At 71.9% G+C, this 14,998-nt stretch carries 13 protein-coding genes; 11 read left to right on the top strand and 2 right to left on the bottom strand.

What is annotated here, in order from left to right:
* The first annotated feature begins 57 nt into the window (after positions 1–57).
* On the top strand, positions 58–3,054 hold the full coding sequence (locus KVF89_RS02650; protein ID WP_257423117.1) for an AfsR/SARP family transcriptional regulator: 2,997 nt from the start codon (positions 58–60) through the stop codon (positions 3,052–3,054).
* Positions 3,055–3,063: 9 nt separating this feature from the next.
* On the opposite strand, the gene KVF89_RS02645 is transcribed toward KVF89_RS02650, so the two are convergent.
* Together KVF89_RS02645 and KVF89_RS02640 are read right to left on the bottom strand one after the other, a co-directional pair.
* Positions 3,064–3,906 (bottom strand): ABC transporter permease, encoded by an 843-nt coding sequence (locus KVF89_RS02645; protein ID WP_257423115.1) that lies wholly within the window; start codon positions 3,904–3,906, stop codon positions 3,064–3,066.
* Positions 3,906–4,928 carry an ATP-binding cassette domain-containing protein gene (locus tag KVF89_RS02640; protein WP_257423113.1) on the bottom strand — a complete coding sequence of 341 codons (1,023 nt, stop codon included), beginning with the start codon at positions 4,926–4,928 and terminating at the stop codon, positions 3,906–3,908. Before KVF89_RS02640 ends, KVF89_RS02645 begins: the two co-directional genes overlap by 1 nt.
* 103 nt (positions 4,929–5,031) lie before the next feature.
* On the opposite strand from KVF89_RS02640, the gene argC reads away from it, so the two are divergent.
* From argC to argH, 10 genes are read left to right on the top strand one after another with little or no spacing between them, the layout of a single operon-like run.
* A complete protein-coding gene (gene argC, locus KVF89_RS02635; RefSeq protein WP_257423110.1) occupies positions 5,032–6,087 on the top strand; it encodes an N-acetyl-gamma-glutamyl-phosphate reductase in 1,056 nt (351 codons plus the stop codon).
* The gene (locus KVF89_RS30335; RefSeq protein WP_257423108.1) at positions 6,084–6,506 is read left to right on the top strand and encodes an ACT domain-containing protein; all 423 of its coding nucleotides are present in this window, start codon (positions 6,084–6,086) and stop codon (positions 6,504–6,506) included. Before argC ends, KVF89_RS30335 begins: the two co-directional genes overlap by 4 nt.
* A gap of 27 nt (positions 6,507–6,533) precedes the next feature.
* Positions 6,534–7,694, top strand: a complete 1,161-nt coding sequence (gene argJ / locus KVF89_RS02625) for a bifunctional glutamate N-acetyltransferase/amino-acid acetyltransferase ArgJ (RefSeq protein WP_257423107.1) — start codon at positions 6,534–6,536, stop codon at positions 7,692–7,694.
* Positions 7,691–8,629, top strand: coding sequence for an acetylglutamate kinase (gene argB, locus KVF89_RS02620; RefSeq protein ID WP_257423105.1), 939 nt, complete (start codon positions 7,691–7,693; stop codon positions 8,627–8,629). The genes argJ and argB overlap by 4 nt, the downstream gene beginning before the upstream one ends.
* Positions 8,626–9,822 (top strand): acetylornithine transaminase, encoded by a 1,197-nt coding sequence (locus tag KVF89_RS02615; protein ID WP_257423103.1) that lies wholly within the window; start codon positions 8,626–8,628, stop codon positions 9,820–9,822. The genes argB and KVF89_RS02615 overlap by 4 nt, the downstream gene beginning before the upstream one ends.
* Positions 9,819–10,760, top strand: coding sequence for an ornithine carbamoyltransferase (gene argF / locus KVF89_RS02610; protein ID WP_257423101.1), 942 nt, complete (start codon positions 9,819–9,821; stop codon positions 10,758–10,760). The genes KVF89_RS02615 and argF overlap by 4 nt, the downstream gene beginning before the upstream one ends.
* A gap of 1 nt (position 10,761) precedes the next feature.
* Positions 10,762–11,292, top strand: a complete 531-nt coding sequence (locus KVF89_RS02605) for an arginine repressor (RefSeq protein WP_257423099.1) — start codon at positions 10,762–10,764, stop codon at positions 11,290–11,292.
* Complete coding sequence (gene argG / locus KVF89_RS02600; RefSeq protein ID WP_257423098.1) at positions 11,289–12,719, top strand: argininosuccinate synthase; 1,431 nt, start codon at positions 11,289–11,291, stop codon at positions 12,717–12,719. The genes KVF89_RS02605 and argG overlap by 4 nt, the downstream gene beginning before the upstream one ends.
* A gap of 1 nt (position 12,720) precedes the next feature.
* A complete protein-coding gene (locus KVF89_RS02595) occupies positions 12,721–13,206 on the top strand; it encodes an NUDIX hydrolase (RefSeq protein WP_257423096.1) in 486 nt (161 codons plus the stop codon).
* Complete coding sequence (argH, locus tag KVF89_RS02590) at positions 13,206–14,633, top strand: argininosuccinate lyase (protein WP_257423095.1); 1,428 nt, start codon at positions 13,206–13,208, stop codon at positions 14,631–14,633. Before KVF89_RS02595 ends, argH begins: the two co-directional genes overlap by 1 nt.
* The last annotated feature ends 365 nt before the right edge of the window (positions 14,634–14,998 follow it).

Here is a 14,998-nt window from a genome sequence, read left to right as displayed (position 1 = left end):
CGGCTGGCCGACGAGGTCACCTGGGACGGCGCGGCCGTCCCAGGGGAGCGGACCCGTGTGCTCCTCGCAGTGCTGGCCGAGGCACGTGGCAAGGCGGTCGGCGAGGAGCGCCTGATCGAGGAGATCTGGGGCGACGAGGCGCCGGTGAACCCGACCAAGGCGCTCCAGGTCGTGGTCTCCCGGGCCCGGTCGGCGACCGCACCCGGGGTCGTCGAGCGCGCCGGGCACGGCTACCGGCTCACGCTCGACACCGGCGACGTCGACGTCTGGTCCCACGACCACGCGGTCGAGGCCGCGCGCCGGGCCGCCGCGGCGGGCGCCTGGAGCGAGGCCGTCGCGCACCTGGCCCACCTCGACGGCGAGCCCGCGCTCGCCGGCCGGATCCTGTCCGCGCTGGGCCGGCACGACGAGGCACTCCCGCTGCTGGAGGCGGCCGCTACCGGGCGCGACGACGCCTGGTTCTCGGCGCTGCTGCGCAGCGAGGCCGCCGTGCGTGGCCTGCCCGCCGCGCTCGCCCGCTACGAGACCTACCGCGAGGGTCTGGCCGACCGGCTCGGCGTCGATCCGGCACCTGAGCTCCAGGCCCTGCACGGCGAGCTGCTGCTGCGCGACCGTCCGGTGCGCTCCGGCCTGAGCCACTACGCCAGCAGCCTGGTCGGCCGCGACGACGACCTGGCCCGGCTCCGTGCCTTGGTCCGGACCCACCGGGTGGTCTCGATCGTCGGCCCTGGTGGCCTGGGCAAGACCCGGCTCGCCCAGCTGGTCGCGGCCGAGGCCGAGCAACCGGTGGTGCACGTGGTCGAGCTCGTCGGCGTCGTCGACCCGGCCGACGTGGTGTCCGAGGTCGGATCGGTGCTCGGCGTCCGCGACTCCGTCCACGGTCGAAAGGCCCTGACCCCCGAGCAGCTGCGCGACGTACGGTCCCGGATCGCCCAGCAGCTCGACCAGGCGCCGGCGCTGCTGGTGCTCGACAACTGCGAGCATCTGGTCGAGGCCGTCGCCGACCTGGTCGCGTTCCTGGTCGCGGTCACCCCGTCGCTGCGGGTGCTGACCACGACCCGCGCGCCGCTGGCGATCACCGCCGAGCACGTCTTCGAGCTGAGCCGCCTCGGTACCGCCGACGCGAGCGACCTGTTCCGGCAGCGCGCGTTCGCCGCGCGGCCCGGCGTCGCGCTGCCCGATGCCGCCGTCACCGAGATCGCCGAGCGTCTCGACGGGCTCCCGCTGGCGATCGAGCTGGCCGCGGTCAAGGTCCGCGCCATGTCGGTCGATGACATCGCGACGCGGCTCGAGAACCGGTTCGCGCTGCTGCGCGGCGGCGACCGCAGCGCACCCGACCGGCACCAGACGCTCCTCGCCGTCATCGACTGGTCCTGGAACCTGCTCGCGGACCGCGACCGCCGCGCGCTGCGGCGGCTCTCGGTCTTCCATGACGGCTTCACCCTCGACGGCGCGGAGGCGATGCTGGGTGACGACGCGTTCGTCTGCGTCGAGGAGCTCGTCGCCCAGTCGCTGCTGACCCTCGTCGACGTCGGTGCCGGGACGCCGCTGCGCTACCGGATGCTCGAGACGGTGCGTGAGTTCGGCCGGATGCGGCTGGTCGATGCGGGCGAGGAGGCCGCGGCCCAGCGCGAGCACCGCGACTGGGCGGTCGCCGTGGCCGACCGGCTCGGCGCGCTGCTGTTCACCCGCGACCAGGTCACCACCGTCGACGCGGTCGCGATCGAGGAGAACAACCTCGCGGACGCCCTGCGCCGGGCGCTGGCCGAGCCGGACCCTGACGCCGTCGCCGCGCTGATGGCGACCCTCGGCGGGTTCTGGAGCATCCGCGGTGAGCACGCCCGCGTGATCATGCTCTGCGAGCCGGTCGCCGGCGTCCTGGTCGACGTGCCGGCCGCGCCGGAGCGGGCCGACCAGACCCGGGCGGCGCTGTGCCTGACCCTGGTCAACTCGTGGATCGCCCAGCTCGACGTCCTCGACGACCTGCTCGGTGAGCTCGCCCGCCTCGGCCCCGGTACGACGAGTCCGCGCGTCGCCGCGATGACCACCGTGGTGCTCGGTGCGAGCGCCCCGGCGGCCAGCCCCCTGCTCTCGCCCTCCGACGCGCTGATCCACGACCCGGATCCCCTGGTCCGCGCCGTCGCGCTCCAGTGGCGCAGCCACGAGCGCGAGAACATCGGCGATCCCGACGCGGCGATCGCGGCCGCCGAGGCGGCGCTGGTGCTCGCCACCGACGACGGCGGACCCTGGACGCGCGCGGTGCTCCATGCCCAGCTGGCCGGGCTCTACAGCCAGGTCGGGCGCCTCGGTGACGCCGAGCCCCACGCGCGGGCCGCCGTACCGATCCTGGTCCGGCTCGGCGCCCACGAGGACGCGCTCCAGGCGATGACCGTCTCGGCGGTCGCCTGGATCGAGCGCGGCGACCCGGATGCCGCCGAGCGGGCCCTCGATGAGGTCGTCGCCCGCACCGACCTGGCCTCCGGCGGCGGTGGCTACAGCGCCCGCGGCACGCTCCTGGTCACCCAGGCCGAGATCGCCTTCGCCCGCGGCCAGATCGACGAGGGCTGCCGGATCGTCCAGCAGGCCGCCGAGGCGATGGCCGCGGTCCGCTTCCCCGGCATGGGCAACGACGCCGACATCGCGCCGTGGCGGATCTACGGCAACACCGTCGCGATCCTGGCGTACGCCCTCCACGACCGCCCGGCACAGGGGCGCGAGCTCCATCGCTGGCTCGTGTCGGCGCTGCCCCGGGTCATCCACCGCGACCGCACCTTCGTCGACGTACCGGTCGTCGGGCTGATGCTCTTCGCGCTCGGCACCTGGGCCCTGCGCTACGGCACGCTGCGGCCCGCCGAGGCGATCCGGCTGCTGGTGCTGGCCGACCGGATGTCGTACCCCCGGTTCGTGCCGTCCCTCTCGTGGGACCGGGCCGTGGCCCGCTGCGAGGCGGCGGCCCCGGGTGAGCTGGCTCTTCTCGCCGCCGAGTACGGCGAACGCCGCGGGCACGCCCTGATGGACGAGACCCGCGACGTCGTCGCACGGCTGTTGGGCTAGATCGGTCGGTCAGATCTTCCGCGAGTACGACCGCACGGCCAGCGGTGCGAAGATCGCGACCACGGCGGCGCAGCCGAGCAGTGCCCAGCCGACCTCCGCGGTGACCTGGCCCTCGTTGATCAGGTCGCGGCACGCGGTGACCACGTGCGAGACCGGGTTGACCTTGACGAACGCCTCGAGCCAGCCCGGCAGCGACTCGGCCGGGACGAAGGCGTTGGACAGGAAGGTGAGCGGGAACATGATCATCATCGAGATGCCCTGCACTGCCTGGGCGGAGCGGGCCACGGTGCCGAGCCAGGTGAAGATCCAGGCCAGCGACCAGGCCGCGACGATGGTCAGCAGCCAGCCGCCCAGCGTGCCCAGGACACCGCCGCCGGGACGGAAGCCCATCGCGATGCCGACCAGGATGGTCAGGGTCGCGGCGATCATGTAGCGGATGACATCGGCCAGGGCGGGCCCGGCCAGGGGAGCGATCCGGGCGATCGGCAGCGAGCGGAAGCGGTCGAAGACGCCTTTGTCCATGTCCTCGCGCAGCTGGGTGCCCATCGCCATGCAGGTCGTGAGCGCGGTCTGAGCCAGGATGCCGGGGATGATCAGCGGCAGGTAGTCCTTGACGCTGCCCGAGATCGCGCCGCCGAAGATGTAGGCGAACATCGCGGTGAACAGCAGCGGCTGGATGGTGACGTCGAAGAACTGCTCCGGGTTGCGGCGCATCTTCTTCGTCGCGCGCCAGGCCATCGCCAGGGTCTGGTCGACGGTCTCGCGCAGGGACGGCCGGCTCGCCAGGTCCTCCGGTACGACGGCCGCGCGGACCGCCAGGGGAGCCTGCGGGCTCTCGGTGACTGCGGTCATCAGGCGACCTCCTCGGTCTCGGTGTCGTTCTCGCTGGTCTCGCTGTGGTGCCCGGTCAGGGCGAGGAAGACCTCGTCAAGCGTCGGCTGGCGCACGGTCGCGGTGGTGATGGACAGCTCGGCCTGACGCAGCGCGATGAGCACCTCGCCGGCGCCGTCGGCGTTGGCGAGCGGGACGTTGAGCCCGCCGGCCTCCGGGGTGAGCACCGGCGCCTCGCCGAGCGCGCGCTCGACCACCGCGGCCGCGGCGGCGGTCTGGGTCCGGTCGGTGAGCCGCAGGTGCAGGGTCGAGGAGCCGACGCCGGCCTTGAGCTCCTCGGGCGTCCCTTCGGCGACCTTGCGACCGGCGTCGATGACCGCGATCCGGTCGGCCAGCTGGTCGGCCTCGTCGAGGTACTGCGTGGTCAGCAGGATCGTCGAGCCCTGCGCGACCAGCTCACGGATGGTGTCCCACATCTGGCCACGGGTGCGCGGGTCGAGGCCGGTGGTCGGCTCGTCGAGGAAGATCAGCGGCGGACGCGAGATCAGCGACGCGGCGAGGTCGAGCCGGCGCCGCATGCCGCCGGAGAAGTTCTTGATCTGCCGGGTCGCCGCCTCGGTCAGGCCGAAGCGCTCGAGCAGGTCGGCCGCGATCGTGCGCGCGGCCGGCCATCGGTGGCCCAGCAGCCGGGCGAAGAGCACGAGGTTCTCGGTCGCGGTGAGGTTCTCGTCGACCGAGGCGTACTGGCCGGTGACACCGAGCAGCTGCCGGACCCGGTGCGGCTGGTCGACGACGTCGACGCCGAAGATGGAGGCGTGCCCACCGTCGATGGGCAGCAGGGTCGCGAGCATGGAGAGCATGGTGGTCTTGCCGGCGCCGTTGGGGCCGAGCACGCCGAAGACCTCGCCGCGGACGACCTGGAGATCGACGCCGTCGACGGCGCGGACGATATTGGATCCTGGGCGACCGAAGGTCTTGACCAGGCCCGTCGCGTCGACCGCGAGGTCACCGCGGGGCGCAGGGGGGTGGAGGTTGTCGTTCATGGGCTCTAGGCTGGGACCACCCGGTTTCAGTTCGGCTTCACCGGATCCGCCGCCACTTTCAGCGACCCCCCTTTCGAGGTTTCATGCAGGGTCCTGTATATTCATGCACATGAGCAAGGTGAAGGTCGCCGTCGCGGGCGCCAGCGGGTACGCCGGAGGCGAGGTGCTGCGGCTGCTGCTGGGTCATCCCGGCGTCGAGATCGGCGCGGTCACCGCGGGCAGCAACGCGGGGGAGCGGCTCGGAGCCCTCCAGCCGCACCTGCTGCCGCTGGCCGACCGGGTGCTCGAGGCGACCACCGTCGAGGTGCTCGCCGGGCACGACGTCGTCTTCCTCGGCCTGCCGCACGGTCAGTCCGGTGCGCTCGCCGAGGAGCTCTCCGCGCACGACCCCGACGTGGTCGTCATCGACTGCGGCGCCGACTTCCGGCTCGACGACGCGACCGCGTGGGAGCGCTTCTACGGCAGCGCCCACGCCGGCACCTGGCCCTACGGTCTGCCCGAGCTGCCCGGCAACCGCGACCTGCTGCGCGGCGCGAAGCGGGTCGCCGTCCCGGGGTGCTACCCGACGATCTCCTCCCTCACCCTCGCGCCCGCGGTGGCTGCCGGGCTCGTCGTACCGGAGGTCGTGGTGGTCGCCGCGTCCGGCACCAGCGGCGCCGGCAAGGCCGCCAAGGCCCACCTGCTCGGCAGCGAGGTCATGGGCAACACCAGCGCCTACGGCGTGGGTGGCGTCCACCGGCACACCCCCGAGATCACCCAGAGTCTCGGCAAGCTCGTCGCCGGCGGCCCCGACAGCGTCAAGGTGAGCTTCACGCCGCTGCTCGTGCCGATGGCCCGCGGCATCCTCGCCACCTGCTCGGCCCCCCTGGCCGGACCGTTGAGCGCCGAAGAGGCGCACGCCGTCTACGCCAAGGCCTACGCCGACGAGCCCTTCGTCCACGTGCTGCCTGCCGGGCAGTGGCCGCAGACCCAGGCGGTGCTCGGCTCCAACGCCGTCCACCTGCAGGTCACCGTCGACGAGCCGGCCGGCCGGCTGGTCGCCGTCGGCGCGATCGACAACCTCGCCAAGGGCACTGCCGGCGCCGCCGTGCAGTGCATGAACCTGGCCCTGGGTCTCGACGAGACCACGGGCCTCTCGACCGTAGGACTGGCACCGTGACCGAGCAGACCGAGCAGACCGAGCAGCAGACGTTCTCCATCGCCCGCTACCCCGAGACGCTCGCGGTCGTCCGGCTCGCGCCGGGTGCCGAGATCCCGGAGTGGGCCGAGTCGTCCTCGATCTTCTCGATCACCGCCACGGCTGCCGAGACCTCGCTGGTGTGCGCCGGCCGGAGCGTCCCGAAGAAGGCCCGGCACCAGAAGCCCCTCACCGCGTTCTGCGTCGACGGCGCGCTCGACCTGTCCGCGGTCGGCATCCTGGTCCGGCTGCTGACCCCGCTGGCCGAGGCCGAGATCCCGGTCTTCACCCTCTCCACCTTCGACACGGACTGGGTCCTGGTCCCGACCGGCATGGCCGACCGGGCCGAGGAGGCCTGGCGACGATCGGGGCACACCGTCGCCCCCGCCGTCCCCGTCTGACCCCGCCTCGAAGGAACATCTGCGCACATGAGCGTCACTCACCCCGCCGGCTTCGTCGCCGCCGGCGCCGCCATCGGTCTGAAGCCGAGCGGCAAGAAGGACTTCGCCCTCGTCGTCAACCAGGGCCCCACGTTCGACTCCGCCTCGGTCTTCACCAGCAACCGCTGCAAGGCCAATCCGGTCCTGTGGAGCGAGCAGGTCGTCAAGGACGGCGTCGTGCGCGCCGTCGTCCTCAACTCCGGCGGCGCCAACTGCTACACCGGCCCGGAGGGCTTCCAGACCACCCACCAGGTCGCCGAGAGGGTGGGCGAGCTCGTCGGCGTCGCCGCCGGCGATGTCGTCGTCTGCTCCACCGGCCTGATCGGTCTGGTCAACGACCGGCAGACCCTGCTCGACGGCGTGGACATCCTGCACGCCCAGCTCGCCGCGGACGGCGGTGGCGCCGCGGCCGAGGCGATCATGACCACCGACACCGTCAGCAAGCAGGTCGTCGTCACCGGCCCCGACGGCGCGGCCTGGTCGATCGGCGGCATGGCCAAGGGCGCCGGCATGCTCGCGCCCGCGCTCGCCACGATGCTCGTCGTGATCACGACCGACGCCGTCGTACCCGCCGCCGACCTGGACGCGGCGCTGCGTGCCGCCACCCGGGTCAGCTTCGACCGGCTCGACTCCGACGGCTGCCAGTCGACCAACGACACCGTCACGCTGATGGCCTCCGGCGCCTCCGGCGTCACGCCGAGCCTCGCCGACTTCACGGCCGCGCTCACCGAGGTGTGCCGCTCGCTGGCGGTCCAGCTGCTCGCCGACGCCGAGGGTGCCGACCACGAGATCGCGATCACCACCGTCAACGCGGCCACCGAGGACGACGCGGTCGAGGTCGGCCGCAGCGTCGCGCGGAGCAACCTGTTCAAGGCGGCCGTCTTCGGCAAGGACCCCAACTGGGGCCGGGTCCTCGCGTCCGTCGGTACGACGTCCGCCGCGTTCGACCCCGCGGACCTCGATGTCGCCATGAACGGGGTCTGGGTGTGCCGCAACAGCACCCCCGCCGAGGACCCGTCGCTCGTCGACCTGTCCGGCCGCACGGTCACCGTCACTATCGACCTCAAGGCCGGCGACGCCCAGGCCACGGTCTGGACCAACGACCTCACCCACGCCTACGTCCACGAGAACAGCGCGTACTCCTCATGACCGCCCACACCGACGAGCAGGGTCCTGGCAAGCCCGACCCGTTCAAGGCCGAGACCCTCGCCGGAGCGCTGCCCTGGCTCAAGGCCTACCACGGCAAGATCGTCGTCATCAAGTACGGCGGCAACGCGATGACGGACGACACCCTCAAGCGCGCGTTCGCCGAGGACATCGCGTTCCTGCGCTTCGCCGGCTTCCGGCCGGTCGTCGTCCACGGCGGCGGACCGCAGATCTCCCAGATGCTCGGCCGTCTCGGCATCGAGTCCGAGTTCCGCGGCGGCCTGCGGGTCACCACGCCCGAGGCGATGGACGTCGTCCGCATGGTGTTGGTCGGCCAGGTCCAGCGCGAGCTGGTCGGCCTGATCAACGAGCACGGGCCGCTCGCCGTCGGCCTGTCCGGTGAGGACGCCGGCCTCTTCACGGCCGAGCAGACCGGCACCGTCGTCGACGGCGAGGAGGTCGATCTCGGCCTGGTCGGCGAGGTCGCCCAGGTGCGGCCCGAGGCGGTCCTCGACCTCATCGAGGCCGGCCGGATCCCGGTCGTCTCCAGCGTCGCACCCGACGTCGACGGCGTCGTCCACAACGTCAACGCGGACTCCGCGGCCGCCTCGCTGGCCGCCGCACTCGGCGCCGAGAAGCTGCTCGTCCTCACCGACGTCGAGGGCCTCTACCTCGACTGGCCGGACCCCGAGGAGGTCATCGGCGAGATCAGCCCCGAGGCGCTGGAGGAGATCCTCCCGTCGCTGGCCAGCGGCATGATCCCCAAGATGAGCGCGTGCCTGCAGGCGGTGCGCGACGGCGTCAAGCGCGCGACCGTCGTCGACGGCCGCCAGGCCCACGCCGTCCTGCTCGAGCTCTTCACCGACGAGGGCGTCGGCACCCAGGTGCTGCCCGGCGTCACCACCAAGACCCGCAAGGCAAGGGAAACCCTGAAGTGACCGCCACCAACGCCGAGTGGACCGAGCGCTACGCCGGCTCCCTCATGAACACCTTCGGCCCGCCCAAGACCGTCCTGGTCAAGGGTGAGGGCACCCACGTGTGGGACGCCGACGGCCGTGAGTACGTCGACCTGCTCGGTGGCATCGCCGTCAATGCGCTCGGTCATGCTCACCCCAGGCTCGTCGCCGCCGTCACCGAGCAGCTGCAGACGCTCGGCCACATCTCCAACTTCTTCGCCAGCGGGCCGCAGATCACCCTCGCGGAGCGGCTCGCCGCGCTGCTCGGCACCGAGGCCCGGGTGTTCTTCACGAACTCCGGCACGGAGGCCAACGAGGCGGCGTTCAAGCTGACCCGTCGCACCGGCCGCACCAGGATCGTCGCGACCGAGGGCTCCTTCCACGGCCGCACCATGGGTGCGCTCGCGCTGACGTCGAAGCCGGCCTACCGCGAGCCCTTCGAGCCGCTGCCCGGCGACGTCGTCTTCGTCCCGTACGGCGACGTCGCCGCGCTCGAGGCCGCCGTCGACCACGACACGGCGGCCGTCCTGGTCGAGCCGGTCCAGGGGGAGGCCGGCGTCATCGTCCCGCCGAGGGGCTACCTGCCGGCCGCGCAGCGGATCGCCCACGAGAACGGCGCCCTGCTCTGGCTGGACGAGATCCAGACCGGTGTCGGGCGGATGGGCACCTGGTTCGCCCACCAGAACCCCGCACTGGTCGACGCCCCGGTGGTGCCCGACATCGTCACGCTCGCCAAGGGCCTGGCCGGCGGGATCCCGATCGGTGCGTGCCTGGCCACCCACGGCTCCGGCAAGCTGCTCGACCCCGGCAACCACGGCACCACCTTCGGTGGCAACCCGGTCGCCGCGGCGGCGGCGCTGGCGGTCCTCGACGTGATCGAGGACGACGATCTGCTGGCCCACGCGACCGCACAGGGGGAGCGGCTCCGCAAGGCGGCCGCTGCGGACCCCCGCGTGGTCGAGACGCGCGGCGCGGGCCTCCTCGTCGGGCTGACGCTGACCGAGCCGAAGGCGGCCGAGGTGGTCACCTCCGCGCAGGATGCCGGCTTCCTCATCAATGCCGCGACCCCGGAGCGGATCCGGATGGCGCCGCCGTTGAACCTCGCCGACGTCGACCTCGACGCGTTCGCCGCCGCGTGGGCAGGGATCCTCGACCAGGCGGGAGTGGGCGCATGAGCATCCGCTCCTTCCTCCGCGACGACGACCTGACCCCGGCCGAGCAGGCGGAGGTCCTCGACCTGGCGGCGAGGCTCAAGGCCGAGCCCTACGACCACCAGCCGCTGGCCGGCCCCCGCACGGTGGCGATGATCTTCGACAAGCCGACCCTGCGCACCCAGGCGTCCTTCGCGGCCGGCATCGCCGAGCTCGGCGGACACCCGATGCTCGTCGACGGCACGCTCGCCGGCATCGGCAAGCGGGAGTCCGTCGCCGACGTCGCCCGGGTGCTCGGTCGTCAGGCCGCGCAGATCGTCTGGCGCACCTATGCGCAGACCGATCTCGACGAGATGGCGTCCTACGCCGGCGTCCCGGTCGTCAATGCGCTCACCGACGAGTTCCACCCCTGTCAGCTGCTCGCCGACCTGCTCACGATCCGGGAGCACAAGGCGCCGGAGGGGAAGAGTCTCGCCGGGCTGACTGCCGCCTTCCTCGGGGACGGCGCCTGCAACATGGGCAACTCGTGGCTGCTCGCCGGCGCCACCGCGGGGATGCACGTGCGGATCAGCGGCCCGGAGGGCTACGTCCCCGACACCGCGATGTTCGCGCGCGCCAACGAGATCGGCGCCGCCACCGGCGGCTCAGGGTCCGCGGTCGCCGACCCGGTCGCCGCCGTCACGGGCGCGGACGTCGTGATCACCGACACCTGGGTCTCGATGGGCAAGGAGGACGAGGCCGCCGAGCGTCGCGCCGTCTTCGGTCCCTGGTCGGTCACATCGGACCTCGTCGCCGCCGCCGAGGACGACGCGATCGTGCTGCACTGCCTGCCGGCGTACCGCGGGATGGAGATCGCCGCCGAGGTCCTCGACGGCCCGCGGAGCGTCGTGTGGGACGAGGCCGAGAACCGCCGCCACGCCCAGAAGGCCGTCATGACCTGGCTCGAGAGCAAGCGGACCTGACATGCACGAGCACGCCCTGACCCCCGTGACCAAGAGTGCCCGGCAGGCGCTCGTCGTCGAGCTGCTGGAGACCCGCGAGGTGCGGTCCCAGTCGGAGCTCGCCGACCTGCTGAGCGGTCGGGGCGTGCACGTCACCCAGGCCACGTTGAGCCGCGACCTCGTCGAGCTCGACGCGGTCCGGGTGCGTTCGGCGAGTGGCGCCCTCGTGTACGCCGTCCCCGCCGAGGGCGGTGACCGATCGCCCGTCACCGGGGAGAGCGCCGCATCTCAGCACCGGCTGTCCCGGCTGGCCTCCGAGCTGCTGGTCAGCGCCGAGGCCAGCGCCAACCTCGTCGTCCTGCGCACGCCGCCGGGCGCGGCGCAGTTCCTGGCCAGCGCGATCGACAAGGTCGAGCTCTCCGATGTACTGGGGAGCATCGCCGGCGACGACACTGTGCTCGTGATCGGGCGCGACCCCGCCGGGGGAGACGCCCTGGCCCGCAAGTTCACCGCACTCGCCGAAGGCGGACACTCGAAAGGAACCATCAGTTGAGCAAGGTCCTGACCTCCCTTCCCCGGGGGGAGCGCGTCGGCATCGCCTTCTCCGGCGGCCTCGACACCTCCGTCGCGGTTGCGTGGATGCGTGACAAGGGTGCGATCCCGTGCACCTACACCGCCGACATCGGACAGCCCGACGAGCCGGACGTCGCCGGCGTCGCTGTCCGCGCCCGCGAGTACGGCGCGGAGATCGCCCGCGCCGTCGACATCAAGCCCCAGCTGGTCGAGGAGGGTCTCGCCGCCCTGGCCTGCGGTGCCTTCCACATCCGCTCCGGCGCCAGGGCCTACTTCAACACGACGCCGCTCGGCCGGGCCGTCACCGGCACGATGCTGGTGCGTGCGATGCAGGCCGACGACGTCAACATCTGGGGCGACGGCTCGACCTACAAGGGCAACGACATCGAGCGGTTCTACCGCTACGGCCTGATGGCCAACCCGGAGCTGCGGATCTACAAGCCGTGGCTCGACGCCGACTTCGTCGCCGAGCTCGGCGGCCGGCACGAGATGAGTGAGTGGCTGGTCGCGCACGGCCTGCCCTACCGCGACTCGATCGAGAAGGCGTACTCCACCGACGCCAACATCTGGGGCGCCACCCACGAGGCCAAGACCCTGGAGCACCTCGACGTCTCGCTGGAGATCGTCGAGCCGATCATGGGCGTGAAGTTCTGGGACCCCTCGGTCGCGATCGAGACCGAGGACGTGACGGTCACCTTCGAGGCCGGCCGTCCGGTCGCCCTCAACGGCACGCGCTACGACGACGCCGTCGCACTCGTCACGGAGGCCAACGTGATCGGCGGTCGGCACGGCCTGGGCATGTCCGACCAGATCGAGAACCGGATCATCGAGGCCAAGTCCCGCGGCATCTACGAGGCGCCCGGCATGGCGCTGCTGTTCGCGGCGTACGAGCGGCTGCTCAACGCGGTCCACAACGAGGACACGCTCGCCAACTACCACCTCGAGGGACGCAAGCTCGGCCGGCTGCTCTACGAGGGCCGCTGGCTCGACCCGCAGGCGCTCATGCTGCGCGAGTCGATCCAGCGCTGGATCGCCTCCCTCGTCACCGGCACCGTCACGCTGCGGCTGCGCCGCGGCGACGACTACACCATCCTCAAGACCGAGGGCTCCCACTTCTCCTACCACCCGGAGAAGCTCTCGATGGAGCGCGTAGAGAACGCCGCCTTCGGCCCGACCGACCGGATCGGTCAGCTGACGATGCGCAACCTCGACATCGCCGACAGCCGGGCCAAGCTCGAGCTGTACGCCGCCCAGCCGCTCGACCAGGGCACCGTCCTCGTCGAGCACGGGACCCTGTTCGGAGAGCTGCCGGCGGGCGGCTACGACCAGATCACGGCCAATCCCGACGGCGGTGACGAGGGCGAGGCGATCCTCGAGGAGGCAGCCATGGAGCTCGGAACCGACTGACATGGGCGGACCACTCGGGGCGGGCGAGCCGACCCGGCGCACGGTGGCGCGGGTGCTCCCTGTCAGCAGCGAGGGCACCGTGCTGCTGCTGCTCGGGTGCGATCCGGCACTGCCGGAGGTGCGCTACTGGTTCACCATCGGGGGCGCGATCGACAAGGGGGAGTCCCTCGCCGAGGCCGGCGCCCGGGAGCTGCGCGAGGAGACCGGCATCGCCGTACCTGCCGAACGGCTCGGCGAGCCGTTCGGCACCTTCGAGGTGGCCTTCTCCTGGGACGGGCGCGACTACGTCAACGAGTCGACGCTGTTCGCGCTCGCCCTGGAGGAGACGCCCGTCAGCTTCGATGGCCTCGACCGGCTCGAGTCGCTCTCGATCTTCGACGCGGCCTGGTGGGCACCCGACGATCTCGACCACGACGGCGGCGCGGTGGACCCGCGGCTGATCGACCAGATGCGGGCGGCGATCGCGCACGTCCGGGGAGGAACCTGATGAGTACCAACACCGGCAAGCTGTGGGGCGGCCGCTTCGAGGGCGGTCCCTCGCCGGAGCTCGACGCGCTGTCCCGCTCGACCCATTTCGACTGGCGACTCGGCCTCTACGACATCGCCGGCTCCCACGCCCACGCCAAGGCGCTCGCCGCGGCCGGACTGCTGACCGCCGCCGAGGAGGCCGAGCTGCACCGCGGTCTGGACGCGCTCGCCGCCCGATTCACCGACGGATCCCTTCGGCCGGACCCGTCCGACGAGGATGTCCACGGCGCCCTCGAGCGGCTCCTCATCGAGGAGGTCGGCCCCGATGTCGGTGGCAAGCTCCGCGCCGGACGCTCGCGCAACGACCAGATCGCCACGCTCTTCCGGTGCTATCTGCTCGACCACGCGGACGCCGTGTCGGGTCTGGTGCTCGACCTGGTCGAGGCCCTCGCGGGTCAGGCCGAGCTGCACCTGACCTCGGTCGCCGGGGGACCGGCGATCATGCCGGGCCGCACGCACCTGCAGCACGCCCAGCCCGTGCTGCTTTCGCACCATCTGCTCGCCCACGCCTGGGCCCTGCTCCGCGACGTCGAGCGCGTCGCCGACTGGCGGCGGCGCGTGGCGGGCGACTCGCCGTACGGCTCCGGCGCGCTGGCGGGGCAGAGCCTGGGGCTCGATCCCGAGTTGGTCGCCCGGGAGCTGGGCTTCACCGGGTCCACGGCGAACTCCATCGACGGCACGGCGTCTCGTGACTTCGTCGCCGAGTTCGCCTTCGTCGCCGCGCAGACCGGGATCGACATCAGCCGGATCGCCGAGGAGATCATCCTCTGGGCGACCAAGGAGTTCGGCTTCGTGACGCTCCACGACTCCTGGTCGACGGGGTCGAGCATCATGCCCCAGAAGAAGAACCCGGACATCTCCGAGCTCGCCCGGGGGAAGGCCGGCCGCCTGGTCGGCAACCTCACCGGCCTGCTGACCACGCTCAAAGCGCTCCCGCTCGCCTACAACCGGGACCTGCAGGAGGACAAGGAGCCGGTCTTCGACTCGGTCGACACCCTCGAGGTGCTGCTCCCCGCGTTCACCGGCCAGGTCGCGACCCTGGTCTTCGACACCGATCGGATGGGGGAGCTGGCTCCGCAGGGCTTCTCCCTCGCCACCGACATCGCGGAGTGGCTGGTGAAGCAGGGCGTCCCGTTCCGGGTCGCCCACGAGCTTGCCGGCGCGTGCGTCCGCGAGTGCGAGGGCCGCGGCATCGAGCTCGACGAGCTCACCGACGACCAGTTCGCGGCGATCTCACCCCACCTGACACCCGAGGTGCGCACCGTCCTGACCGCCGAGGGATCGGTCGCGTCGCGTGACGGCCGCGGCGGCACGGCTCCCGCGCGGGTGGTCGAACAGCTCGCTGACCTGCGCAAACGCGTTCACGAGGCGCGCGCCGGACGCTGAGGGCCACCCCGATTTGCAACGAGGGGGACAGGTGCTGTTAATGTTCATCTCGTTGCGGGGAACGCAGCGAAAACCTCCGGGGCAAGGCCCCAAAGACGAGGGTTTCACTGTGTCCGCAGCAGGGTTCAGGCCCAGGTCGGAGGCTCCGGAAGCTCGGAGTTGACTGCCAGGGTCCGGTCCAGTAACGTTTCACAGGTTGCCCCGCGACCGAGTGCCCGACAGGGCCCGAGGCGCGAGTGCGTGTGATGTTTGAGAACTCAACAGTGTGTCATGCATAGATTGTTGTGACGTTTGTGTGCGTCTGGCTCTGTGTTGATGGATTCCTTCGGGGGTTTGGATTCTGGGGTTGGGCGTGTGTTTTCGGC

It is taken from the genome of Nocardioides carbamazepini, from assembly GCF_024614185.1.
GTDB classification, from domain to species: Bacteria; Actinomycetota; Actinomycetes; order Propionibacteriales; family Nocardioidaceae; genus Nocardioides; species Nocardioides carbamazepini.
Note: the sequence above shows the minus strand (reverse complement) of the source record. Positions and strands in the feature narration are given on the sequence as shown.